At 54.4% G+C, this 25592-nt stretch carries 24 protein-coding genes; all 24 read left to right on the plus strand.

The genetic code is table 11. The features are described from left to right. The first annotated feature begins 433 nt into the window (after positions 1 to 433). The 24 genes from ACL02P_RS02615 to rpoD all read left to right on the plus strand — a co-directional run bounded on the left by ACL02P_RS02615 (position 434) and on the right by rpoD (position 25531). A complete protein-coding gene (locus ACL02P_RS02615; RefSeq protein ID WP_412837311.1) occupies positions 434 to 2857 on the plus strand; it encodes an SbcC/MukB-like Walker B domain-containing protein in 2424 nt (807 codons plus the stop codon). Between the two features lie 80 nt (positions 2858 to 2937). Next, a complete protein-coding gene (locus ACL02P_RS02620; RefSeq protein WP_412836788.1) occupies positions 2938 to 3681 on the plus strand; it encodes a response regulator in 744 nt (247 codons plus the stop codon). Positions 3682 to 3684: 3 nt separating this feature from the next. Continuing rightward, positions 3685 to 4797 (plus strand): sensor histidine kinase, encoded by a 1113-nt coding sequence (locus ACL02P_RS02625; protein WP_412836789.1) that lies wholly within the window; start codon positions 3685 to 3687, stop codon positions 4795 to 4797. Between the two features lie 137 nt (positions 4798 to 4934). Beyond that, positions 4935 to 5870 (plus strand): ATP-binding cassette domain-containing protein, encoded by a 936-nt coding sequence (locus tag ACL02P_RS02630; RefSeq protein ID WP_412836790.1) that lies wholly within the window; start codon positions 4935 to 4937, stop codon positions 5868 to 5870. A 43-nt stretch (positions 5871 to 5913) separates the two neighbouring features. Continuing rightward, on the plus strand, positions 5914 to 7038 hold the full coding sequence (locus ACL02P_RS02635; RefSeq protein WP_412836791.1) for an ABC transporter permease: 1125 nt from the start codon (positions 5914 to 5916) through the stop codon (positions 7036 to 7038). Between the two features lies 1 nt (position 7039). Next, positions 7040 to 8194: an ABC transporter permease gene (locus ACL02P_RS02640; RefSeq protein WP_412836792.1), complete on the plus strand. Its 1155-nt coding sequence runs from the start codon at positions 7040 to 7042 to the stop codon at positions 8192 to 8194. 247 nt (positions 8195 to 8441) lie between these two features. Continuing rightward, the gene (locus tag ACL02P_RS02645) at positions 8442 to 8807 is read left to right on the plus strand and encodes a histidine triad nucleotide-binding protein (RefSeq protein ID WP_009225544.1); all 366 of its coding nucleotides are present in this window, start codon (positions 8442 to 8444) and stop codon (positions 8805 to 8807) included. 131 nt (positions 8808 to 8938) lie between these two features. Continuing rightward, the gene (gene rpsU, locus ACL02P_RS02650) at positions 8939 to 9112 is read left to right on the plus strand and encodes a 30S ribosomal protein S21 (RefSeq protein WP_005547957.1); all 174 of its coding nucleotides are present in this window, start codon (positions 8939 to 8941) and stop codon (positions 9110 to 9112) included. Positions 9113 to 9128: 16 nt separating this feature from the next. Further along, complete coding sequence (locus ACL02P_RS02655; protein WP_412836793.1) at positions 9129 to 9572, plus strand: GatB/YqeY domain-containing protein; 444 nt, start codon at positions 9129 to 9131, stop codon at positions 9570 to 9572. Between the two features lie 309 nt (positions 9573 to 9881). Next, positions 9882 to 10169, plus strand: a complete 288-nt coding sequence (gene yqfC / locus ACL02P_RS02660) for a sporulation protein YqfC (RefSeq protein WP_009225546.1) — start codon at positions 9882 to 9884, stop codon at positions 10167 to 10169. A gap of 3 nt (positions 10170 to 10172) precedes the next feature. Beyond that, positions 10173 to 11354, plus strand: a complete 1182-nt coding sequence (yqfD, locus tag ACL02P_RS02665; RefSeq protein ID WP_009225547.1) for a sporulation protein YqfD — start codon at positions 10173 to 10175, stop codon at positions 11352 to 11354. A gap of 6 nt (positions 11355 to 11360) precedes the next feature. Beyond that, positions 11361 to 12332, plus strand: a complete 972-nt coding sequence (locus ACL02P_RS02670) for a PhoH family protein (RefSeq protein ID WP_009225548.1) — start codon at positions 11361 to 11363, stop codon at positions 12330 to 12332. A gap of 49 nt (positions 12333 to 12381) precedes the next feature. Beyond that, positions 12382 to 14673 carry an HD family phosphohydrolase gene (locus ACL02P_RS02675; RefSeq protein ID WP_009225549.1) on the plus strand — a complete coding sequence of 764 codons (2292 nt, stop codon included), beginning with the start codon at positions 12382 to 12384 and terminating at the stop codon, positions 14671 to 14673. Next, the gene (gene ybeY / locus ACL02P_RS02680; RefSeq protein WP_339299533.1) at positions 14645 to 15142 is read left to right on the plus strand and encodes an rRNA maturation RNase YbeY; all 498 of its coding nucleotides are present in this window, start codon (positions 14645 to 14647) and stop codon (positions 15140 to 15142) included. Before ACL02P_RS02675 ends, ybeY begins: the two co-directional genes overlap by 29 nt. Then, a complete protein-coding gene (locus tag ACL02P_RS02685) occupies positions 15142 to 15516 on the plus strand; it encodes a diacylglycerol kinase family protein (protein ID WP_412836794.1) in 375 nt (124 codons plus the stop codon). Before ybeY ends, ACL02P_RS02685 begins: the two co-directional genes overlap by 1 nt. 51 nt (positions 15517 to 15567) lie before the next feature. Then, positions 15568 to 15978, plus strand: coding sequence for a cytidine deaminase (gene cdd / locus ACL02P_RS02690; RefSeq protein ID WP_323077005.1), 411 nt, complete (start codon positions 15568 to 15570; stop codon positions 15976 to 15978). A gap of 501 nt (positions 15979 to 16479) precedes the next feature. Next, complete coding sequence (gene era / locus ACL02P_RS02695) at positions 16480 to 17382, plus strand: GTPase Era (protein ID WP_412836795.1); 903 nt, start codon at positions 16480 to 16482, stop codon at positions 17380 to 17382. A gap of 119 nt (positions 17383 to 17501) precedes the next feature. Further along, complete coding sequence (locus tag ACL02P_RS02700; protein ID WP_009225554.1) at positions 17502 to 17639, plus strand: YqzL family protein; 138 nt, start codon at positions 17502 to 17504, stop codon at positions 17637 to 17639. Positions 17640 to 17678: 39 nt separating this feature from the next. Beyond that, a complete protein-coding gene (recO, locus tag ACL02P_RS02705) occupies positions 17679 to 18428 on the plus strand; it encodes a DNA repair protein RecO (protein ID WP_260070462.1) in 750 nt (249 codons plus the stop codon). Between the two features lie 441 nt (positions 18429 to 18869). Continuing rightward, a complete protein-coding gene (glyQ, locus tag ACL02P_RS02710) occupies positions 18870 to 19757 on the plus strand; it encodes a glycine--tRNA ligase subunit alpha (protein ID WP_036645656.1) in 888 nt (295 codons plus the stop codon). Next, positions 19750 to 21831: a glycine--tRNA ligase subunit beta gene (gene glyS / locus ACL02P_RS02715; RefSeq protein WP_412836796.1), complete on the plus strand. Its 2082-nt coding sequence runs from the start codon at positions 19750 to 19752 to the stop codon at positions 21829 to 21831. The genes glyQ and glyS overlap by 8 nt, the downstream gene beginning before the upstream one ends. Before the next feature lie 154 nt (positions 21832 to 21985). After that, positions 21986 to 22435, plus strand: a complete 450-nt coding sequence (locus ACL02P_RS02720) for a YaiI/YqxD family protein (protein ID WP_036645591.1) — start codon at positions 21986 to 21988, stop codon at positions 22433 to 22435. 101 nt (positions 22436 to 22536) lie between these two features. Continuing rightward, positions 22537 to 24360, plus strand: a complete 1824-nt coding sequence (gene dnaG / locus ACL02P_RS02725; RefSeq protein WP_260070460.1) for a DNA primase — start codon at positions 22537 to 22539, stop codon at positions 24358 to 24360. A gap of 46 nt (positions 24361 to 24406) precedes the next feature. Next, positions 24407 to 25531 carry an RNA polymerase sigma factor RpoD gene (rpoD, locus tag ACL02P_RS02730; protein WP_009225560.1) on the plus strand — a complete coding sequence of 375 codons (1125 nt, stop codon included), beginning with the start codon at positions 24407 to 24409 and terminating at the stop codon, positions 25529 to 25531. The last annotated feature ends 61 nt before the right edge of the window (positions 25532 to 25592 follow it).

Here is a 25592-nt window from a genome sequence, read left to right on the forward strand (position 1 = left end):
CGAGCAGCAAGGGCTCGGCAATGCCTCCGCCGAGGCGCTGGAGCAAGCGGCGGCAGCGGTGCGCGAAGCCGCAGCGCTCGCCGCCCAGCGGCGCCGCGAGCTGCTGCTCGCGCAGCAGCGCTACGACCAGCTCGCCAAAGTGCGCGAGCTGGCGGTGGAGCGCGCCGAGCGTGCGGCGCAGCTGGAGGCGCTGCGCGCGCAAGGCGGCGAGATCGCCGCGCTGGAGGCGAAGCTGGCGCGCGGGAGCGCCGCCGAGGCGCTCAGGCCGGTGCTGACGGCCTGGCAAGAGGCGCAGCGCGCCTCGGCCGCTCGCGCGCAGCAAGCGGCCGAGGCCGAGCAGGCCGCCCGGGCCGCGGCTGCGGCGGCCGCCGAGGCCGGCGCGGCTGCCGAAGCCGCAGCGGCGGCGCTCGGCCGCGAGGAGCCGGCGCTGCTCGTGCGGCTCGAGCAGCTGGAGCAGGCGCGCAGCCTGCAGGATGAGGCCGCGCGCCTTAGCGCCGAGCTGCAGCGGCTCGCGGCGCAGCGCGCGGAGGGCGCGCAGCGTAAGCAGCACCTCGCCGAGCAGACGGCGAAGGAGGAGCAGCTGCTGGCCAAGGCGCAGACGCGCCAGCGCGAGCTGGAGCAGCAGCTGAAGGACACGGAAGTTAAGGCCGAGGAGCGTCATCAAGCGCAAGCTGCCGTACGGCTGGCCCAGCAGTTGGCCGCGTTGCAGGAGCAGCTTGCGCAAGCGGAGACCGAGGAAGCGGCTGCGCGTACGAGCTTGCAGCAGGCTGCAGGCAAGCTGGAGCAAATCGCGAGGGAGATTGCCGAGGTACAGCAATCCGGCCAAGCGCTTGCCGGACAGCTCGCGGAAACCGCTTTGGAGCTGACGGCAGTGGAGAAGGAGCTTCAGCAACATGCTGCTGAGCTCACCGGATACGAACACTCGCTGCGTCAGGCGCTGAAAGCCCGTGAACGTCATCTGTGGGCGGCACGGTTAGCCGAGCAGCTACACAGCGGCGAACCGTGCCCGGTGTGCGGCTCCGCGCATCATCCGGCTCCGGCCGAGGGCGATGACGACGGGGGCGCCGGCGGGGAGGCGGAGCTTGAGACGCTCTCCGCCCTGATCGCGGAGGCCCGCGAGCTGCAGTTCGCCGTCGCCCGCGACCGCGACGTGTGCAGCGCGCTGCTGCAGGCGCTGGCCCAGGACGGCGCCTTCGGCTACAGCGGCGAGCCTGCTTCTGCGCCAGGCGCGCTTGCTGCGGGCGAAGCCGCCGCCAGCGCCGAAGCCGCCGCCACAGCGGCTGCGCTCGCCGCGCCGCACGCAGCCGCGCCCGCCGGCCTCGCGGCCCTGCAGCGCCAGGCCGCGGCGCTGGCCGAGCGGCACGCCGCTTGCCGCCGCCGGCTGGAGGCGCTGCAGCGGGACGGCCGCGCAGCGCAAAGCGCGCTGGCGGCCTTGCAGCCGCAGCGTGCCGCCGCCGAAGCGGCGGAAGCCGCGGCCTCCGGCCAGCTGAAGCAGGCGGCCGCCCGCAGCGCGCAGCACCGCGAGGCCCTCGCGGCCAAGCAGCGCGAGTGGGCCGAGCTTTACCCGGACCTCTCGCCAGAGGAAGCCGCCCGGCAAATGGAGACGTATGCCGCCAAGGATCGGCTGGCCGAAGATTTGCGGGGCCGGCTGGCCGTCAGCGTGCCGTTTATCGAGGAGAAAATGGCCAAGCTGCAGGCATTGACCGGCGAAATGATCGAGCTGGACAAAACGCTGGTCCAATGGGAAGTACAGGAGCAGGGGAAACAGGATCTCCTGCGGGAGAAACAGGAGAGATTGCACGCCGTGGCCGGGGAACGTCCGGTTGATGAGCTGCTAACCGAAGCACGGGAGAAGCTGGCGGCCCTTCGTGAGCAGGCGGAGCGCAGCCGAGCGATGCAGACGGAAACAGCGGCCCGAAGCCATGAGCTCGCCAAAGCGGAAGCGCTGGCTGCTCAAGCGGCCGCATCGGCCCGGGAGCAGGAGGCGGAGCTTGCGGCCCGCTGGCTTCAAGCGCTGGAGGCGTCGCCTTTTGAGGAGGAAGCTTCCGTATTGAATAACCTGCTTGCCCCGGGAGAAGCGGAATCGATCGCGGAGACGGTGCAGCAACACCGCAGCCGGGAGCAGGAGCTCGTGATTAGCCTAAGTGAGCTGGACGCCAAGCTGTCGGGACAAACGGTCAGCGACGAGGAATGGCAGCAAAGTAGAGCGGCATTCGCCGCGGCGAAAGAGCAAGATGAAGCGGCCTTGCAGCAAAAAGCCCGGGCCGAGCGGGACTGGGAGGACCTGCAGGTTCGCCATGTCCGCTGGCAGGAGCTGGAGCAGGTCCGCAGCCAGCTGGAGCATGAAGCCGGCTTGCTCGCCAAGCTGCAATCAGCGCTGCGCGGGAACGCGTTCGTTGAGTATGTCGCGGAGGAGCAGCTGATGAATGTCAGCCATGCCGCTTCCCAACGTCTGAGGTTCCTGACGAAGCAGCGGTATGCGCTGGAGACCGACTCCGGCGGCGGCTTTGTCATCCGCGACGATGCGAGCGGCGGCGTGAAGCGCCCGGTGGCGACGTTGTCCGGCGGGGAGACCTTCCTGGCTTCCCTGGCGCTGGCGCTGGCCTTGTCAGCGCAGATTCAGCTTCGCGGCCAATATCCGCTGCAATTCTTTTTCCTGGACGAAGGCTTTGGGACGCTGGATCCCGAGCTGTTGGATACGGTCATCACCTCACTGGAGCACCTGCATCACGACCATCTCTCGGTGGGGATTATCAGCCACGTTGCCGAGTTGCAGACCCGGTTGGCCCGCAAGCTGGTGGTGATTCCGTCGGAAAGCGGCGGGGCCGGTTCCCGGATTAAGCTGGAACGGCTGTAGCCTTCACAAATTTAGAAAGAAAGCGCAAGGCGGGCCTTGTGGCAACGCCGCCGAGTAAGGAGACGAAACGGAGGAGCGGTATGAAGATACGGGTGCTGATCGCAGACGACAACTCGTTTATCCGTGAGGGAATGCGAATTATTTTAAACAGCTTTGAGGAATTCGAGGTGGCGGAGACCGTGGAGGACGGACAAAAGGCGGTCGAGTACTGCCGGTCTAACCCGGTAGACGTTGCGTTGCTGGACGTGCGGATGCCAAATATGAACGGGGTGGAAGCGACCCGGCTGCTGACGGAGGAAGGGCTGGCGAAGCCGCTGATCCTGACCACCTTCGATGACGATGAATATGTCATGGACGCGATCCGTTTTGGCGCGAAAGGATATTTGCTGAAAAATAACGACCCGGAACGCATTCGCGACGCGATCAAAAGCGTGTATTACGGCCACAACGTCTTGCAGGACGTGGTGCTGGACAAGCTCAAGCAGACGCTTGCCTCTGGCGGAGCTTCGAAGGAAGCGGAGGTGCCGCCTCCGCCGGAATCGGTGAGCGCGCAAGCGAATGCGACTGCATCGCCGGTGACTCCTGCTGCAGCTTCAACTCCGGTAGGCACCGGCCTGTCGCCAAGCGATCTGGAGCGGTTCACCGAACGGGAGCTGGAGGTCATGTCCCGAATTGCCAAGGGCTTGTCCAACAAGGAAATCGCGAAGGAAATTTTTATATCAGAGGGAACCGTAGCCAACTACATCACCTCGATCCTGAACAAAACCGGGCTGGAGCACCGCACGCAAATCGCCATTTATTACTTGACCGGGAGGGTCCGCTAGCTTATGGAACGGTGGAGCATCGGCAACAAGTGGCTCGTGCTGGGCCTGGCCATTGCTTTGATCTATGCGAGGGAAGCTTCCCCGTCCTCCTGGCTGATCTTGATCGTTTTACTTTATTTGGCCTTGGACCTCACGGCGCTTCTGCTTCCCAAATTGGCGCATCGAAATGCGCTGTACGGAGCGATGCTGATCTACTGCGCCTGTTGCGCGGTTTACGTCTCTCCCGAGTTCGTGCTGCTGCTGCCGCCAACCACCTATGAAATGGCAAAGGGAAAGAGCACGCTCATCGTTGCTGCGGCGCTGCTTGCAGTACCGCTGCTCTTCCTGAAAGGGACGCTGGCAGCGGTATACGCGTTTATCGTGATCATCAGCTTGCTTAACAGGCATCATGTCCGCCGCCTGCTGATGAGGTTAAGCCGGCAGGAGGAGCAGCTCGACAAGCTGCGTTTGACTCAGGATAAGCTGCGGAAGCGGCTGAACGACAATGAGGACTTCATTCGGGCTTCGGAATACACGTATAAGCTGGAAGAACGAAACCGTCTCTCCCAGGAAATTCATGATGGCGTTGGCCACTCCATGACTGGGGCGCTGATCCAGATGGAGGCCGCCAAGCGTGTGCTGCATACCGACCCGCCAGGGGCGGAGAAGCTGCTGCAGAATGCGATTGGCATTGCCCAGGAATCGATTGAACGTATCCGGCAAACGCTGAAGAACATGAAGCCTCCGGTGGAGCAGTTAGGGATCCATCGGTTGAAAAGCGCCGTAGAAGCCTTTGGCAACCGTTCCGGACTGCAGACCCTGGTCGTCCATAGCGGAGATCTGGAGAAGATTACACCGCTTTATTGGAAAATCATTTATGACAACGTGACGGAGGCGCTGACCAATACGGCCAAATACAGTGGAGCTACCTCCGTACAGGTCGAAGTGCGGGTTCTCGGCAAATGGATTCAAGCCGTCGTAACGGACAATGGCCGAGGGCAAGCCAAGATCGTCAAAGGAATGGGCTTGATCGGTATGGAAGAGCGCGCGGCTGCGGTGAACGGCATGGTGATCGCAGACGGCACGCAGGGATTCAAGGTGACCACCTTAATTCCCTACGCACCTCCCGAATCATGAAGAACTTCATTGGCATGGGTCCGCCCCTAAGACAATATGAATTTTCTCATGCGCAAAGGATGAACTTATGCACTGACATAAGGGCATCCTTTTTTTCTACAATAAGGTCAAGAACGAAGCAGAATGGAGAGGTTGCAATGAACGTTTTAGAGATTCGCGGACTCACGAAAAAATTCGGCGACTTTATCGCAGTTGACAATATGTCCTTATCCGTGCAGGAAGGGGAGATCTTCGGATTTCTTGGATCCAACGGCGCCGGCAAAAGCACAACGATCAATCTGGCCGCTTCGCTGCTGCGTCCAACGAGCGGGGAGATCCGCATTTTGGATAAAGACATCAGCAAGCACAACCGCTTTGCCAAAATGAACCTAGGCATTGTTCCGCAGGATTTGGCGATTTACCAGGATATGACCGCTTATGAAAACGTGAAGTTTTTCGCCGGATTGTACGGCTTGCGGGGAGCAGAACTGAAGGAGCGGGTTGAGGAAGCGCTTCATTTTGTTGGGTTGGAGGATAAGGCGAAGAGCTTTCCGAAGAACTTCTCCGGCGGGATGAAGCGGCGGCTGAATATCGCTTGCGCCATTGCCCATCGGCCGAAGCTGATCATCATGGACGAACCTACGGTTGGCATTGATCCGCAGTCGCGCAACTACATTCTCACCTCCGTCCGGAAGCTGAACGAAATGGGCTGCACGATCATTTATACCAGCCATTACATGGAGGAAGTTGAAGAAATCTGCTCCCGGATCGCCATTATCGATCATGGCAAAATTATCGCGGACGGTACCAAAGAGCAGCTGATCGCCACGATCACCGATGTGAAGGAAGTGCGCATTGAACTGAAACAGGATGGCGAAGCGTTCCTGGGGCTGATCCGGCGGTTGCCCGGGGTAAGGACAGTAACGGCACAGGAATCCGAAATTCGTATTCATAGCGACCTGTCGGTGGATAACCTTAGCGGCATCCTGAAGCAGTTAATCGACGGCGGGGCTGTCATTCGTTCCGTTGAGGAGCAGGAGCCAAATCTGGAAACGGTGTTCTTGACGCTGACCGGACGCAACTTGCGGGACTAGAGCAGCGGTCGCAAACCGATCGCTTTGGGAGGAGATCTGAGGAATGAATACATTATCGATTGCACTTAAGGAGCTTAAGCAGGAGGCGCGCAACCGTTGGACGCTGGTGTTTATGCTCGCTTTTCCGATTGTGCTGATGTTAATTCTGGGCACAGCTCTGTCGAACGCTTTTGACAGCACCGCCCAGGTAGGGGATATTCGCGTGTTGGTGAAGGATAACGGTGACAATCCGGCTTTAACACAAGCCTTCAAGGCTTTTGCCCAAGAAACGGCCGGCATGGGACTAACGTTCGAGACGCTGGCTCCGGGGGCAGATGCCCGGAAAGAGGTCGAAGCCGACCATTACGATGAGTACGTAGAACTGAGCGGCCAAGGCGTGTTGCTCTACTTAAGCGGTCGGGATGCCATTCAGGGCAATGTCGTGCAAGGGATGCTGACGGCCTTTGCCCAGCAATATAACGCGATAATGGCTATTGAGAAGAACGCTCCTGGCCAATCGGAAGGAGCGATGGCGGCGGGAGCAGTGAATAACCGGGATTACATCAAAGAAACCTCGATTGCAGCCGACCGTCAGCCCGGATCGCTTGATTATTACGCGCTGGCGATGACCACCATGATCGCTTTGTGGGGCTCGCTGTCCGCCAGCCGGCTGATCACCGGGGAGATTCGGCAGGGGACCAGCATCCGGCTTGCGGCGTCTCCGATTGCCAAAGGCGAGATTTTTGCCGGCAAGGTACTCGGCAACGTGGTCATTAACCTGCTGTGCGTGATCCTCCTGATTCTCTTTAGTAAATATGTCTTTAAGGCTTATTGGGGAGAGCATCCGGGTGCGGTGCTGGCCGTGTTAGGCTCGGAAGTGATCATGGCCGTCAGTCTGGGGCTCGCAGTAAGCTATGTGCTGAAAGAGGCGGCAACGCAAGGAGTGATCTTGATTTTTACTCAAGTCGCAGCGTTCTTAGGCGGAGCGTACTTTCCTATGGGAGAACTCGGCCCGCTGGGGGCGGCTGCCAAATTGTCACCGGTTCGATGGGCGAACGTAGCGATTACGCAAATCATTTATAACAATCAAGTTTCGGCGATGTGGCCGGTTGTAGCTCTAAATTTAAGTTTAGGCGTCGTTCTGTTGGCAGCGGCAGCCTGGATGATGCGGCGCAAGGAGGGTCTGTAACATGCTCAAGGACATTTGGTGGTTGACTTCCCAAACTTTGCGGAAGACGTTTCGTAAACGCAGTAATCTCATTCTATATGTAGCCCTGCCGCTGGCTGGAGTCTTATTATCGCTCATGATTTATGGCAACAGCGAAAGTGCCGGACTGCGGGTCGGCGTTGTGAATCATGACGGGAATGAACCGATCGCGGTGGATACGATCCGGTTTCTGGAAGGGCTGGATCAGATTCAGTTGACGGAAGTAACGGAGCAAGGGCTTCGCGAACAACTGGCAGCCGGGAAGCTGGACAGCGGTCTGGTGCTGGGGGCTGGTTATTCGCAAAGCATCCTTGCCGGGGAGCCCGACCATATCGGAATTCAATCGGTCAAAGGCGCTCAGGTCACCGCCTACATGAAAGCGATGCTCTACAATTACACCGGTAATCTGGCTGCCCTTACCCGGGTTGCTCAGGGAGACGAAGCGAAGTTTGCCAAGCTTTACGAAGATTATCAGCACTCCGGGATTACGTTCACCGTCCAGTCGGCTGACAGCTCTGTAGAGCAAAAGCATGCGATGACGTATCAAACGATTGGCTTCCTGATTATGCTGATGATGATGTCAGCCGTGAATTTGTCGGAGTTGATTCTGAAAAGCCGGGAGGACCGCACCTTCTTCCGTGTGATTTCCTCTCCGATCAACGCCAAGCATTTTGTGATTTCTAACTTGATCGTCAATTTCGTGGTGATGGCGGTACAGATTGTGGTCACCCTGTTTTTCCTGGAGGTCGTGTTCCACATCGATACTGGGATTCCGTTTGGGCGGATGGCGCTGCTTCTGATGCTGTTTGCGCTCGTATCGATCGGCCTGTCGCTCGTGATCGTCGTGTTCTCTAAGAACAGCGGCATCTCCAGCGCTCTGCAAAATATTATCGTGACGCCGTCCTGCTTGCTCGCGGGCTGCTTCTTCCCAAGCGAGATCATGCCGGAAGCGGTGCGGCGGATCTCCGAGTTCATGCCGCAGCACTGGGTGTTGCAGTCGATTGAAACGCTGCAGCAAGGCGTAGGCTTTGCTCAAATCTGGTTTAACCTGTCCGTACTTGCCGCGTTTGCCCTGGTTTTCTTCCTGCTGGCAGCCTATAAGATCGCACGGAACAACGATACGCGTAATTTCATTTAAAATATTCATTCGCCGGTGATGTACATCACAGTAACAGTATCAACCTGCTGTTATACTACAGTTAGCCGACATCCTATTTGCAAGCACCCCGCCGGACGTATTGGTGACAGAAAGAGTCGTTGCTTTTTCCGTCCAATACGTCCGTGCGTAAAGCCAACTCATTCTGTGAGGCGGCAGGGTGCTTCTTTTTTTTGCCTATTTTCGGTAAAATGAAACCTATCACAGAATCTGTTTAGGAGGCTTTCCGATGGACAACTGTTTGTTTTGTAAAATCGTCGAGGGGACGATCCCGTCGAACAAGGTGTATGAGGATGATCGCGTTCTTGTTTTCCACGATATTCAACCCGCTGCACCGGTACATGTGCTGATCATTCCTAAGAAGCATATCGCTTCCATGAATGACGTGGCTCCCGAAGATTTTGCTCTGATCGGCGAGATGCACCGTGTTGCGCAAGAAACCGCGAAGAAGCTAGGCGTTGCAGAGAGCGGGTACCGGCTGATCAACAACTGCGGACCCGACAGCGGACAAGCGGTCGCGCATCTGCATTACCATCTGATTGGAGGCGCCAAGCTGGGCGCGTTGGTGCAATCCTCTAGCTCTCACGCGCTCTAAAACTCCTTTTAGAATTTGGAAGAGAAAAAAGCCGGTGCTCAGGTTGACACCCTATTTCTCTTTCCCCTATAATGAAGTTTGATGAACCGTGTTATGCTCTTGGACGGTCTGGTCGGAGGGAGGGAAAACTGGTGTCTGAAACTAAAGTTCGCAAAAACGAGACAATTGATGCTGCACTTCGTCGCTTTAAACGTTCCATCGCGAAAGATGGAGTATTGGCTGAGGTGAAGAAACGTAAGCATTATGAAAAGCCAAGCGTAAAGCGCAAGAAAAAGTCCGAGGCTGCTCGTAAGAGAAAGTTTTAGGAGGATTTAATCAGCGATGAATCTTAGCGAGCGATTGAACGAAGATATGAAGCAAGCGATGAAGAGTCAAAACAAGTTCAAGCTCTCCACCATTCGAATGGTTCGTGCTACGATCAAGAATCTTGAGATAGATTTGAAAAGAACTTTGAACGATAATGAAGTGCTTGATATCCTAAGTCGTGAAATCAAACAGCGCAAAGATGCCCTCCAAGAATTTGAGAAAGCGGGTCGTGACGATCTTGCCGAGCAAGTGAAAGCGGAAGCGGAGATCCTTGCTGAGTACCTTCCCGAACAGCTAAGCGAAGAAGAAATTAAAGTCATTGTACAGCAGACCATCCAGGAAACCGGTGCTTCTTCGAAAGCCGATCTCGGGAAAGTGATGAGTGCACTGATGCCCAAGGTAAAAGGCCGGGCAGACGGTAAGCTCGTAAACCAGACGGTTCAACAGCTTTTGCCATAACTTCGAGAGACAAACACCTTTTACGATGTATTCGTAGAAGGTGTTTTTTCATGTGCGCCCGGCATGGGCGATAAGCAAACCCAGGACAAACGTGTCAAGCGGTTGAACCGCCGTATGCCGAACGGTACGTACGGTGTGGAAGGTCGGCTACTCAATTCATGGGTAGCCTCCTATCCGATTATATATCCCCCCCATGAAAGCCAAGGTTGCCGGCCTAAGCAACCTTGGCTTTTACTTCTCCTTTTCCATTCTCATAAATCCAAGCAGGGCCGCATAATTTGTACAGTAGGGGAAGGAGGATTGTCTCATATGAGCCGGTTTGTCCGCAAAATTCGCAAATGGACGGTCGATGCGCTCGACCTGCCCAGTGACCTTGTATTCGATTTGCCGAGGCTCACCTTAATTGGAGGTCAGCAGCTGTATATAGAAAATCATCGGGGCGTGGTCCACTTCTCTCCCGAAGCGCTGCATTTGGCGCTGAGTGAAGGAACGCTGGAAGTCGAGGGAAGCGGCTTGGTTATTAAAGCCATCATGCCCGAAGAAGTGGTCGTGGAAGGGCGGATCTTCGGCATTAAATATCGTGGAACGGGGGAATGAAGCGTGAAATCACCGGCCTTAAACCAGCTGAGAGGCATCGTTACCATCACGGTCCGCGGAGGATCGATCGAACAGCTTGTGAATGAGATATCTCACCAGGGCATCGACATTTGGGATGTCCAACCCTTGCCCGGAGGGCAAATGAACATGAAGATCGCGCTGCCCGACTTCTTTCGGCTGCGGCCGCTCTTGAAACGGACAGGCTGCCGAATGTCGGTTCAGGGACGCTCCGGGCTCCCGTTTGTGTTAGGCCGCGTATGGAAGAGGAAGGGGTTTATCGCCGGATTCGCTTTATTTGTTGCGGCGATTTTTTGCTTATCTTCGCTGGTCTGGGATGTCGAGGTAGTAGGGAACAAGGAGATTGCCTCCCAAGATATTCTTCAAGCGGCTAGACAAGAGGGCATTTATCCGTTTCAATGGATTTTTCGTTTGCCTGAGCAGGACAAGCTGTCTGCCGAACTCACCCGCAAGCTGCCGGGCACGTCCTGGGTTGGGGTTACCCGTACGGGGACAAAAATCACGATCCAAGTGGTGGAGGCGACCAAACCAAAGGACCAGAAACTGGTCAGCCCAAGCCATTTGATCAGCAAGCATGACGCGGTGATCACACATATTTATGTGGAAAAAGGTCAGCCGGAGGTCAGGAAAAACGATCGGGTGAAGAAAGGACAAGTGCTGGTGTCGGGATTCCAAGGCGGCAAGCTGGTCGTGCCCGTGGCGAAGATCCGCGGTATTGTCTGGCACGAGTATAACATCCAGGTACCGCTGGTATATAAGCAGAAGGTTTACACGGGAGAGCGCAAGCAACGGGGGTATTTATATTTTGGCAATACTGCGATTCAGTTAACCGGTTATGGCAAAGTGACTTATGCACAATCAGAGACGATGACCGATCAGGATCCGTTGACATGGCGCGGTTGGAAGCTCCCGATTGGATGGATGACCGAGAAGGTGATGGAAACAACGGAGCTTGAGCTGAAACGGACGGAGGAACAAGCAAAACAGGAGGGAATTGAGCGAGCGAAGCGCGATATTCTGGCGAAGTACGGCACGGATAGCGTCATTCTGGATCAAAAAATTTTGCATGAGAAGGCGGACAATGGTAAAGTTTATATAAAAGTGCATTTCGAAGTAGAACAGAACATTTCGGAAGAAGTGCCGATAGTACAAGATCAAGGAGAATGAGGCTATTTGTCGGAACAACTGGTGAACATCAAATTACCGCTTCACAGTGCGGCTGAAGGACTCTCTTTGTTTGGCCCTCAGGATTCGTTCCTGAAATTAATTGAACAGCATTTACCAGCAAGCATTGTTTTGCGAGAATCGGAAATTACCATCCGCGGGGAACAACGTGAGGCGGAGAAGGTAGAGCAGTTGTTTGAAGTTTTGCTAGAACTGATTCGGAACGGATATATCTTGACCGAACGGGACGTGTTATATGCCGTCGATTTGGCTAAGGATTTCCGCGCGGATCAGCTGCTTGATTTATATAAAGGTGAAATTGCCATTACTTATCGCGGCAAGCCGATTCGGGTGAAGACGATCGGGCAGAAGCACTACGTTACGACGATTAAGAAACGGGACGTCGTCTTTGGCGTCGGCCCTGCCGGGACAGGCAAAACGTATTTGGCCGTTGTCCTCGCGATTAGCGCGCTCAAGGAAGGCTCGGTCAAACGGATTATTTTGACTCGTCCGGCGGTCGAAGCAGGGGAAAGCCTGGGATTCTTGCCTGGGGATCTCCAGGAGAAGGTGGATCCTTATCTGCGTCCCCTGTATGATGCATTGTACGATGTTATGGGACCGGAGCAGACCGCTAAGGCGCTGGAGCGCGGGTTAATCGAGATCGCGCCGCTTGCCTATATGCGGGGCCGGACGCTGGATGATTCCTTTATTATTTTGGACGAAGCCCAAAATACGACGCCGGAGCAAATGAAGATGTTCCTGACCCGGCTAGGCTTTGGTTCTAAAATGGTAATTACCGGGGACGTGACGCAAATCGACCTTCCCAAAGGGAAGAAATCCGGTTTGGTCGAAGCGAAGGCGATTTTGAGCGGAATCGAAGAGATCGGATTCGTCCAATTTGCCGAGTCCGACGTCGTTCGTCATTCGCTGGTCCAGAAGATTATTATGGCGTACGACCGCGCTGCCGAAAACCAAGGGTAAGCTTCCCAGACGTTGTTAGGGTTTACCATGTTCAGGAGGGCTGTCTAATATGACAAATGACGATCAGCAAAAGAAAAGCGCGTTACAATTCAGATTTGCAGGATGGAAGCATAGCACCAGCGTGCGTTATGTTCTGTTCGCGCTGCTTGTCGTTATGTTCTACGTCAGCTTGGCGCCCAAATTGTTGCCCGAAACGTATGACATTGCGGTAGGTTTGCCGAGCGAGAAGGAAATCTTGGCGCCGATGGACATTCCCGATACCAAGGCGACGCTGAAAGCGCAGGAGGAGGCTGCCGAGAAGGTGGGACAGGTCTACACTATCCTGCCGCTCCGCAACGAAACATTAGTCGCGCAAATGCTTGACCGGATCTTCCGCTTGAACCAGGACGACCAGGTTTCGGAAGAAGATAAGATTAAGATCTATCGCGAGGAGCTGCCGCAGCGCGTTAAGGATTATGTGCAGAACTTCATCATGAACAATCGGAATTCCAGCGTTTATTCGGCGACCTTGTTTGAGGAAGTGACCCAGCGCATTGATGAACAGCAATATCACATTTCGGAAGAGACGTTTATCAAGATCCCTCGCTTAACGGCAGAGGATATCAACGCGATGAAGCCGGTTGCTGCGGATATTGTGGCCCGGCTGACGGCGGATCCGATCGTTGAAGCGCAAACCGCACGGGCAAAAGTCGCGGAAATGGTCAGCACAAGCTCGCTAAGCAAAAGGACTGCACGCGAGGTTGTGCAGGAGCTTGCCCGTCTGTCCATCACCGCTAATAAGTTTTATGATGAAGAAGCAACGAAGGCGGCGAAGGTGGAAGCGCGCGAGAATACACCTACGGTATATATTAAGCAAGGGGATGTGCTCGTCCATAAGGGCGAAAGAATTACCCAGGAAATGTACACCCTGCTGGAGAAGAACGGCCTTCTCAAGGATGAGGTCGATTATTCACCGCAACTGGGGCTCGTTTTGCTGTCTTTGCTGATGGCGACCGGGCTGATTATGTTTATTCGTCAATCGGAAGGCGCCAGCCGGTTCAAATACAACAACGCGCAGTTCGTTATGCTGCTGCTAATTATTTTTATCACGATTGCTTCGATGCATGTCATCAACATTCTGCAGAGTGAACAGCAGGCTTTTATCGGGTATTTAGCCCCGATTGCCACCGGTGCGATGCTGATTACGCTGTTACTGGATTTGCCGCTCGCTTATCTCTGCTCCTTTTTGTTTAGCGTTCTGGCTAGCATCATTTTAAATCAGCGGCAAAGCGAAATGTTTGATTTTCAGTTTGGGTTCTTTGCTTTGGTGACTTCGTTTGCTGCGATTTTCGCGATTCACCGGGCCAGCCAGCGCTCTACACTGCTCAAGGCGGGGATTATGATCTGCTTGTTTGGCGCGCTGTCGATCTTTGCCCTGCAGCTGATTGATAATCAGGACTGGACGCAAACCAGCACGTTATATGCGCTTGGATTTTCCGTTGCTGGGGGATTGTTGACAACGATTTTGGTCATCGGCTTGATGCCGTTCTTCGAGGTCACCTTCGGCATCCTCTCGGCGCTTAAGCTGGTGGAGCTGTCGAACCCCAACCACCCGCTGCTGCGCAAGCTGTTGACGGAAACGCCGGGGACTTACCATCACAGTGTAATGGTGGGCAATCTGTCGGAGGCGGCAGCCGAAGCGATTGGTGCCAACGGACTGCTGTGCCGCGTCGGTTCGTATTATCACGATATCGGGAAGACGAAGCGGCCGAGCTATTTTATCGAAAATCAGAACAACATGGAAAATCCACACGACTTTATCGATCCGAAGTTAAGCAAATCGATTATTATCGCCCATGCCCGGGATGGGGTGGAGATGCAAAAGGAATATAAGCTGCCGAAGCCGATCCGGGATATTGCCGAGCAGCATCATGGAACGACGTTTTTGCATTATTTCTACCACAAGGCGCTGCGATTGGCGGAGGAACAAGGCGTTGAACCGGATTTCACGGAGGATGATTTCCGCTATCCGGGGCCTAAGGCTCAATCGAAGGAGGCCGCTGTGGTCGGGATTGCCGACAGTGTTGAGGCGGCCGTACGCTCCCTGCGCAAACCAACGGTGGAGCAGGTTGAGTCCATGATCGAGAAAATTATTAAGAGCCGCTTGGATGATCACCAGTTTAACGAATGTGATCTGACGATGCGGGAGCTCGATATCATCGCCCAAACGCTGAAGGAAACGGTAATGGGCATCTTCCATTCGCGGATTGAATATCCGGAGGAAGTCAAGAAGAGTAAAGAGAACGAGGAGAAGGACAGGGGGCAAAACGTAAATGGGCCTACAGCTGGCTTGGAGCAATGAGCAGGATAAAATGGAGATCAGTCAGGAGCTGATCGATCTCTTGGAGCGGGTGCTGCAGATCGCTGGACAAGCGGAAGGTATCACGGAAGGCGAAGTGGCGCTCACGTTCGTGGACGATGAGGCGATCCACGAATTAAACCGCGATTATCGCGGCATCGACCGGCCGACCGATGTGTTGTCGTTTGCGATGAACGAATCGCTGGAGGAAGAGCCGGAAATCGTCTATGAGCTGGAAGAAGACGAAGAGCTGGACGATATGACCGAAATGCTTGGAGATATCATCATCTCCGTGGAACGGGCCAAAGCGCAAAGTGAGGAGTACGGTCATTCGCTGGAGCGGGAAATCGGATTTCTGTTTGTGCACGGGTTCCTGCACCTGCTAGGTTACGATCATCAAGACGCGGTCAGCGAAGCGGAAATGATGGGCAAACAAGAAGCGGCGCTCGCCGAGGTGGGGCTTGTTCGCTAATGAAGCCGTCGCGCCGCTGGAGTTCATCTTTTCGATACGCGTTGGAGGGAATCGCTACTTCGCTAAGGACTCAGCGTCATGTGCGGTTCCATTGCGTCGCGGCGGTCATTGTGATTGCCGCGGCGATTGCGTTATCCCTTCCCGCGAGAGACGTGGCCTTATTGCTGCTCGTCATCGCCTTGGTTATTTCTCTTGAGCTCGTGAATACGGCGATTGAAGCCGTTGTAGATCTCGCAGCCCCTGAGTGGCATCGTCTTGGCAAGATCGCCAAGGATGCTGCAGCCGGGGCTGTACTGGTCGCTGCGGTTTTTGCCTTAGTGATCGGGATATTGATTTTTTGCGAGCCATTGATGCGTTGTCTGGGGCTGCTGTAAGATTGGAGCCCGTAACTTATTTTTGCTTTGGTTGAAGGAGATGATATGGTTATGGATTACGGTCAATTGATGAAAGAAGCGATCGAAGCCCGCAAAGCGGCTTATATTCCATATTCGGGATTCGGCGTTGGGGCAGCTCTGCTCGATAGCAAAGGACAGGTTCACCACGGTTGCAATGTCGAGAATGCGGCTTACTCCCCTGGGAACTGCGCGGAGCGTACCGCGATGTTTCGGGCGATTGCCGATGGGCATCGACCCGGGACGTTCCAAGCTATCGCCGTGGTTGCCGACACAGAGGAACCGGTTGCGCCTTGCGGGGTCTGCCGCCAGGTGCTGCTGGAACTGTGCGGGCCGGACATGCCTGTCATCCTGGGCAATCTGAAGGGCGACATCCGTCAGACGACGGTACGGGAGTTGCTCCCCTACGCCTTCGGCCCCTCCCATCTGGAGGAGCAGAAGTAGTTCAAAAAGGCGGCTTCGGATCACGAAGCGGCGCGCTGATGCGGATTCGACGTCGAATCTTGGATTCAGCTGGGCTTTCCGATCCTGACGTTACTCCAACCGCGATCGAACGCTCCTTGCAGTATCTCTAATGGAACTGAGAGACGTTATTTTGCTGTATAGAGGCGATTTGGAATTCTAACGGAACCAGGAGACGTTATTTCGGACTTTTCACGGAAAATGGACGTCGTGAGTGCCGATAAGGGCTCTGAGTTCCGTTAAAGCGGGAAATCGCCGGGAAATGGGCAAATAAGGTCATTACGTTCCGTTACGAACGGTTGGAGACACGGACCGGGAACGCGGACCAAACGGTCGATGAACCGAACCAAACGCTAGGGGACACAGCACACCGCGAAACCAAAGCGAACCACCACAGATTCTCACACAACACGAACTCACAGAACCAACACAGACCGATCCCGTCAGAAAAACGGATCAGGTCACACGAAAGGAACTCAATATATGGCAAAAGCAAAATTCAAATCCGGTTTTGTGGCGATTGTGGGACGCCCAAACGTGGGTAAATCCACGCTGATGAACCATATCATCGGGCAAAAGATCGCCATTATGTCCGATAAACCGCAAACGACGCGGAATAAAATCCACGGCGTCTATACCTCGGAAGAGATGCAGATCGTATTTCTGGATACGCCGGGGATTCATAAACGCCAATCCAAGCTTGGCGACTATATGAATACGACGGCGCTCAACACGCTTGGCGAAGTCGAGGCCGTGTTGTTCCTCGTTGATGCCGCGGAAGGATTGGGCGGCGGCGACCGCTTTATCATCGAACGGCTAAAGGATGTACGGACGCCGGTCATTCTGGTGCTGAACAAAATCGACCGCGTAGAGCCGGAACAATTGCTGCCGTTGATTGAAGAGTATAGTCAGCTTTATCCATTCAGCGAAATCGTACCGATTTCCGCCATGCTGGGGAACAACGTGAACCGGCTGCTGGAGCAGATCGGCAAATACCTGCCGGAAGGACCGCAGTATTATCCGGAGGATCAGGTTACGGACCATCCGGAGCAGTTTGTCTGCGCTGAGCTGATCCGCGAGAAAATCTTGCATCTCACCCGCGAGGAAGTGCCGCACTCCATCGCTGTCACGATTGAAGATATGCGCGTACAGGAGAACGGTGTCGTGTACATTTCCGCGGTCATTTTTGTAGAGCGCGATTCCCAGAAGGGGATTATTATCGGTAAGCAAGGGGCGCTGCTGAAGGAAGTAGGTAAGCTGGCCCGGCAAGATATCGAGAACCTGCTTGGATCGAAGATTTTTCTTGAGTTATGGGTGAAGGTGAAGAAAGACTGGCGTAACCAAGAACGGATCTTGAAGGACCTCGGGTTCCATAAGGACGCTTAAGGCGTAACGTTTAGTTCTAGCTTTATACTGGGAGTTATTGCAACGCATAGATCCCGTTCATGCGCACATCCTATTCTTTGTAGATGCAGGCGTCATTTCCGAAGAAAGGGTGAATACGAATGCGAGATTTTTCGTGGAAGTATTTTGCGATGACTGGAGATGTCGATGCTTACTTGCTTTATAAAGAAGCCAGCAGCGCGTATGAGGAGGAGGCTGCGGCTGCCGAAGAGCTGATTCTAGAGGCAGAAGCCGAGTAGTACGGATCTGGCGGGAGAGGCGAGTTTGGGGGAAACGAAATGCTCTACAGGGTGGAAGGAATCGTCATCCGCAGCATGGATTATGGGGAAGGCAATAAAATTATTACATTATGTACCGAAACGAGCGGCAAAATCGGGGTACTGGTGCGCGGCGCCAAGAAGGTGAAGAGCCGCCACGGGGCCCTGACTCAGCCTTTTACACATGGAGAATATGTGTTCTTCCGTCAAAACGGCGGTTTGGGCACCTTAAACCAGGGTGAGATGATTGAGTCTCACTTTTCTTTGCGTGAGGACCTATTTCTCGCGGCCTACGCTTCGTATGCCTGCGAGCTGTTGGACAAGACGCTGCAGGATGAAGAGGTGGGCAGCTTCTGGTTCACTCAACTGAAAGCTTGCCTGGATGGTTTATCGTCGGGCAAGGACCCGCAGATCGTCACCCACCTGTTCGAAATGAAAATCTTGCAGGCTGCAGGCTACGGTCCTTCGTTTGAAAGCTGCGTTTCCTGCGGGCGAGTTGACGATTCACCGTATGTCAGCCCGCGGCTAGGCGGGAGGCTCTGCCGATCCTGCCGTCACCAAGATCCGGCCGCGATGCAGGTCACACCGGGAGTGCTTAAATTGCTCATGTTATTTGAAAAAATGGACCTGCGCCGGCTCGGAAACGTAGAGGTCAAGGACGAGACGAAACGGGAGCTAAAGACCGTGATGCGCGCCTTCATGGATATGCAGCTTGGGATGAAGCTGAAATCACGCCATTTTCTCGATCAACTGGACAAGTATGAAATTTGACGAACGAGATAAAATTAGTTAATATATAAAAGAATTTCTCCCTCGAAGTGTCATTTTCAAGAGGGAGACTTGTGCGTTGAACGGGAAGAGTAACAAGAAGAAGTCTATGAACTCCTTTTTCTGAGTCGATGTTGGTGGATCAGGAGAGGAACAAGCGACCGGGGAGGGTGGGAGCCCGGATAGGCGGTCTTGTGAAGCGGCAGCCCGGGAGCACAAACCGATCGTGAAAAGCGGATTTGCCGGCAATGGTCACCGATAGGAGGCCGCGGCAAATCAAGTAGGGTGGAACCGCGGGAACTTATACGTATGAGGAAATGGCCTCTTACAGCTCTCGTCCCTACGTCTGACAGCAGGCGTAGAGGCGGGGGCTTTTTATTTCTCCCTTCTAGCCCATGCTTGCTGAACAAACCTGAAGGTTAGGAGATGAGGTTCGCCATGAGTATCAACTTTCAACAAATGATTTTGACGCTGCAGCAGTTCTGGGCAGAACAGAATTGCATCGTCGTGCAGCCGTATGACGTGGAAAAAGGGGCCGGTACGCTGAACCCGATGACTTTCCTGCGTTCGATTGGCCCTGAGCCGTGGAATGTGGCTTACGTGGAGCCTTCCCGGCGTCCAGCGGACGGGCGTTACGGGGAGAACCCGAACCGGCTGTACCAGCACCATCAGTTCCAGGTGATCATGAAGCCGTCGCCGGATAATATCCAGGAGATTTACTTGGAAAGTTTGAAACGGCTGGGCATCAATCCGCTGGAGCATGACATCCGGTTTGTCGAAGACAACTGGGAGCATCCGGGCTTGGGCGCATGGGGCCTCGGCTGGGAAGTTTGGCTAGACGGCATGGAAGTCACGCAGTTTACTTACTTCCAGCAAGTCGGCGGGATCGAAACGAATCCGGTAGCCGTAGAAATCACTTATGGGATGGAGCGTCTGGCCTCCTACATTCAAGACAAGGAGAACGTGTTTGAGCTCGAATGGGTGGATGGCACGACTTACGGTGATGTTTTCCATCAGGCCGAATATGAGCATTCCAAATACACGTTTGAAATCTCTGACGTGAAAATGCTGTTTACGCTGTTTAATATGTACGAGCAAGAAGCTAACAAAGCGATGGAGCAGCATTTGGTGTACCCGGCTTACGATTATGTGTTGAAATGCTCGCATACGTTTAACCTGCTGGATGCCCGCGGCGCGATCAGCGTCACCGAACGGACAGGGTATATTACGCGGGTGCGGAATTTGGCCCGTCAGGTTGCCGCAACTTACTTGGAGGAACGCGAGAAGCTTGGATTCCCGATGCTTCAGAAAGGGGGTGCTGCACGTGGCTAAGGACCTGCTGTTTGAAATTGGACTTGAAGAAATGCCGGCCCGGTTTATCCGCGCTGCGATGGAGCAATTAAAGGAGCGGACGGTGAAATGGCTGGAGGAATCGGTCATACAGCACGGAGCAGTCGAAGCTTATGCGACCCCTCGCCGATTGGCCGTTCTCGTCAAAGACGTGGCAGAGAAGCAAGAGGACGTGCATGAGGAGGTTAAAGGGCCTTCGCGTAAAATCGCCCTGGATGAAAACGGACAGTGGAGTAAAGCGGCGCTTGGCTTTGCCCGCAGCCAGGGTGCCAGCCCGGAACAGTTTACGTTCCGTGAGGTTGGCGGCACGGAGTATGTTTATGTCAGCAAAAGCCGGATGGGCGTAGAGACGTCCAGTCTTCTTGCCGAGGGATTGCTGGGCATTTTGCAGGCGATGAATTTTCCGAAGAACATGCGTTGGGGGAATTACGACTTTAAGTTCGTTCGCCCGATTCGCTGGCTGGTTGCGTTGTTCGGCAAAGACGTTATCGAGCTGGAAATCGCCGGGGTGAAGTCCGGCAATGTTACGCGGGGACACCGGTTCCTTGGAACGGAAACGGTGATCGAAGAGCCGGCAGCCTATGTGGAAACGCTGCGCAGCCAGCACGTGATCGCGGACGTCAATGAACGTCAAGCCTTGATTCAGAACCAAATCGAAGCCTTGGCCAAAGAAAAAGGCTGGCATATCGCCGTGAAGGAAGATTTGCTGGAGGAAGTATTGTTCTTGGTCGAGACGCCAACGGTGCTGTATGGTACGTTTGAGGAGTCGTTCCTGAACATTCCGCAGGAAGTGCTTATTACCTCGATGCGTGAGCATCAGCGCTACTTCCCGGTGCTGAATGCGCAAGGCAACCTGCTTCCTTACTTCGTCACAGTGCGTAACGGGAACAACACGTCGCTGGACGTGATTGCCCGCGGTAACGAGAAGGTGCTTCGTGCCCGCTTGTCCGACGCGAAATTTTTCTATGAGGAAGACCAGAAGCTGGCGATCAAGGACGCGTTGTCTAAACTGGAGAGCATCGTGTTCCATGAGGAGCTTGGCACGATCGGGGACAAAGTGCGCCGCATCCGTCGCAATACGGAGAAGCTGTCGGCGATGCTGAGGACGGATACCGGAACGGCCGAAGCTGCTGCGCGTACGGCTGAAATTTGTAAGTTTGACCTGGTTACCCAGATGGTTTACGAGTTCCCTGAATTGCAAGGGGTTATGGGTGAAGATTATGCCCGTAAAGCCGGCGAACCGGAAGTGGTGGCGAAAGGGATCTTTGAGCATTACCAGCCGCGATTTGCCGATGATGCCGTACCCGCTTCGACCGTTGGCTCGATCGTCAGCATCGCTGACAAAATCGACACGATTGTTGGATGCTTCTCGATTGGGATCATTCCAACCGGCTCTCAGGATCCGTACGGGCTGCGCCGTCAGGCTGCCGGCATCGTGCAGATCATTGTGGAGCATAAGCTGTCTGTTTCGCTCACTGACATTTTCAAGCTGGCGCTGGAAACGCATCAGCAATTCCGCGGGCTGAAACGCAGCGAAGATGAAATCATGAAGGATCTGATGGATTTCTTTGGCTTGCGTGTCAGAAAGACGCTTTCGGACGAAAACCTACGCTACGACGTCGTGGATGCCGTTCTGTCGGCAGGTTATGATGATGTCGTCTCCACGGTAGCTCGCGGCAAGGCGTTGATGGAAGCGGTGGATACGAAGGAAGAGTTCAAAGCAACTGTTGAATCGTTTGGACGGGTCAGCAACCTGGCGGCCAAAGCCACCGGAGAGAAGGTTCGCTCCGATCTGCTAAGCGAACCGGCGGAGCAAGCGCTGTATGAGGCATGGCGTTCGATCTCGGATAAATACCGGGAAACGCTGGCTTCCCGCGACGCGGCTGGTGCGCTGGAGCTGATCGGCGGGTTAAAAGATGCGATTACGGTCTTCTTTGATGCCGTCATGGTTATGGCCGAGGACGATGCGATCCGGACGAACCGGTTGGCATTGCTGGCGGCTATTGATGAAGATCTCAAAGCCTTTGCCGATTTCGGCAAACTGGTTTGGGCATAATAGAAGGCAATGAAGCAAAAGTGTGGCTGACGGCAAGCGAAGGGCTTGCCGTCAGCCATCCATCGCTATTCGGCACATATCGATGAGTTTCGGCACGGTCTTGTTTAGATTCAGGCATTTCGAGGTTATATTGTAATACATGGAGGCGTGGTGGATGCGGATCGTCGTCGATGGGGATTCCTGTCCGGTCAAGGCTGAAATTGTCGAAACGGCCGGCAGATTTGGTGTACCTGTGATCATGGTGGCCTCATATGATCATGTTCTGCAGCCGGAGCCGGGAGTGACGGTTGTCCAGGTTGATCGCAGCGGACAAAGCGCGGATATGTATATCGCCGCTCATGTAGAGAAGGGCGATATCGTTGTGACCCAGGACTACGGGCTGGCGGCATTGATCATTGCGAGAGATTGTCACGGGATATCTCCGCGCGGCGATATCTACCATCCGGGAAATATCGACTATTTGCTCGAACGCCGTCATCACCATGCGAAAGCAAGGCGGGCAGGGCACCGCGCCAAGGGCCCCAAGCCTTTTACCATCGAGGACCGTGAGCGGTTTACGGACGCTTTGTCAAAACTTTTGATTCGTTTGCAGGAGAATGTATAGTTTTAGCGAATTACTATTTACGTGTCACCCGAGAGCAGCAAAATGTCGGTGCTTTTGACATTTTGAGCGATACTCACGCGTGAAAGATGAAGGTGATTTGGATGAGTACCGGGCGTGGCATTCCGGAGGAAGTCATCGAGGCGGTTCTGCGTCAGCACGATATCGTCGATACGGTCAGCAAGCACGTTCATCTAACGAAGCAGGGGAAGTATTTGAAGGGGTTATGCCCGTTCCATTCGGAGAAGACCCCGTCGTTTACAGTCACACCCGAACGCCAAATTTTCCATTGCTATGGCTGCGGCAAAGGCGGAAATGCCATCAAATTCAGGATGGAAATCGAAGGATTAACCTTTCCCGAAGCTGTCAGAATCATGGCGGACGAGGCGCATATCCCTTACGAGGATAAGGGCAGAGGTTACGCCGATACCCCGCGTAACCGGGAGTTGGAAGAGCTGCTGCAGGCCCATGAGTGGTCCTCCAAGCTTTATCATTATTTGCTCAAGAACACCGAATACGGAAAGCCGGCGATGGAATATTTGAAATCCCGCGGCTTTACCGACAAGGCCATCGATACGTTCCAGATTGGTTACGCACCCGCCAGATGGGATACGCTCGTCCAGTTTTTGGACAAGAGATCATTTAATCTGGAAACGATGGAGAAGGGTGGATTGCTGTCATCGAAGCAGGACGGTTCCGGTTACGTGGATCGCTTCCGCGACCGGGTCATCTTCCCATTGCACAACCGAAACGGCAAAGTGATTGCGTTTGCGGGCAGAGTGCTCGGCGACGGGCAACCGAAATACTTAAATTCGCCGGAAAGTAAGCTGTTTACGAAGAGCCGTGTTCTTTACAATTTGCATCAAGCCAAGAACGAGATCCGCAAGACGGGCCAAATCGTCCTGTTTGAGGGTTACGGCGATGTCATCAGCGCATGGGAAGCCGGAGTTCACAACGGTGTCGCCACCATGGGGACCGCTTTGACGGAACACCATGCGGCGATCATGCGGAGCCTTGCCGATGAGGTATTGGTCTGCTATGACGGAGACTCCGCCGGTCAGGCTGCAGCCTTAAAGAGCATCCCGATCCTCGAAGGCGCAGGATTCTCCCAGGTAAAAATCGCAATGCTCAGCGAAGGGCTGGACCCTGATGAATTTATCCAAAAGTACGGAGCCGAACGGTTCCGCCATCAAGTTTTGGATGGTGCGGTATCTTCCGTTAAATTTAGGCTTATATATCTGAGAAAAAACCATATACTGCTAGAAGAAGACGGAAAGATCGCTTATATCAAAGAGGCGATGCCGATTATTGCGGCGCTCTCCTCCCCAAGCGAACGCGAAATTTATTTGAAGGAGCTCTCCGCCGAATTGCAGGTGTCCTTCGACAGCTTGAAGCAAGAGTGTAACGAGCTGAGAACGGCTATGCAAAAAAAGGCAAATGCCGGGGATAATAAGCCCGAAAGGTGGAATAATGGTAGGCATAAAAAAGGGCAGGCATCCATGCCGACGTTGCTGCCCGCTTTTCATGTGGCGGAACGGAGACTGCTTTCATTCATGCTGCAGGACGAAGAGGTGTCCCGCTATGTAGGCGAACGCCTTGGGACGAACTTTAACATCGAAGATCATGTGGCGATTGCCGCTTATCTATACGCCTATTACGCGCAAGGGAAGCCGCCGGATGCCAGCCGATTCATTTCCTCGCTTCAAGATGAACGGCTGGAGCAGACGGTGATCTCGATCGCGATGATGGATACACCGGCCGAATGGACAACACAGGAGCTGGACGATTGTATCCGTGAAATTCAGAAGGTGCCGCTGCTGGAGCAGATCAAACGTAAGAAAGAGGAAATGGTTTCGGCCGAACGGGCCGGTGACTATTTGCGTGCGGCGCAAATTGCAAGTGAGATTATTGCCCTAGAGAGACAGTAAGACGAACGGACTTTCGATGATGTTTCTAGGGAGGAGGGAGCCAGAAATGACGAATGAACAACATACTGAACTAGAAACGGAACTCACCTTGGATCAGGTAAGGGATCAATTGATCGAACAAGGGAAGAAAAGATCATCCTTAACTTATAAAGAAATTATGGAGAAGCTTTCGCCATTCGATCAGGATCCCGAGCAAATGGACGAGTTTTTTGAACAATTGGCCGATCTCGGCATCGACATTACCGGTGACGGCGACGATGATCATCGGAGCCGCGGCGATGGAGACGACTCGCATGACGATGATTTTAATTATGACGACGACCTCTCGCTTCCTCCGGGAATCAAGATTAACGATCCAGTTCGGATGTATCTGAAGGAAATCGGACGTGTACCGCTGCTGTCGGCGGACGACGAAATGGAGCTGGCCAAACGGATCGAAAACGGGGACGAAGAGGCAAAGCGGCGCTTGGCTGAAGCCAACCTGCGGTTGGTTGTCAGCATCGCCAAACGTTATGTTGGTCGCGGCATGCTGTTCTTGGACTTGATCCAAGAAGGAAATATGGGCTTGATTAAAGCCGTGGAGAAATTCGACCACAAGAAAGGCTTCAAATTCAGTACCTATGCCACCTGGTGGATCCGTCAGGCCATTACCCGTGCGATTGCCGACCAGGCCCGAACGATTCGGATTCCGGTTCATATGGTCGAAACGATCAACAAGCTGATTCGGGTATCCCGGCAGCTGCTGCAAGAGCTGGGACGCGAACCTGCTCCGGAAGAAATCGCTGCGGAGATGGATCTTAGCGTGGAGAAGGTCCGGGAGATCATGAAGATCGCCCAAGAGCCGGTTTCGCTGGAAACGCCGATCGGGGAAGAGGACGACTCCCATCTTGGCGACTTTATCGAAGACCAGGAAGCCTTGGCGCCAGCCGACGCAGCGGCTTACGAGCTGCTGAAAGAACAGCTGGAGGATGTACTGGACACGCTCACTGAACGCGAAGAGAACGTGCTCCGTTTACGGTTTGGACTGGACGACGGACGTACAAGAACCCTTGAGGAAGTGGGGAAAGTCTTCGGCGTAACGCGGGAGCGTATCCGGCAAATCGAAGCGAAAGCGCTCCGTAAGCTGCGCCATCCTAGCCGCAGCAAGCGGTTGAAGGACTTCCTCGAATAGGCGTCATCGCCTGCAATCTTGACCTTCTGCAGCCAAGCAGCAAGGTCATTTTTGTTACAGC

This window comes from Paenibacillus sp. MB22_1 (assembly GCF_047200555.1).
Taxonomy (GTDB): domain Bacteria; phylum Bacillota; class Bacilli; order Paenibacillales; family Paenibacillaceae; genus Fontibacillus; species Fontibacillus phoenicis.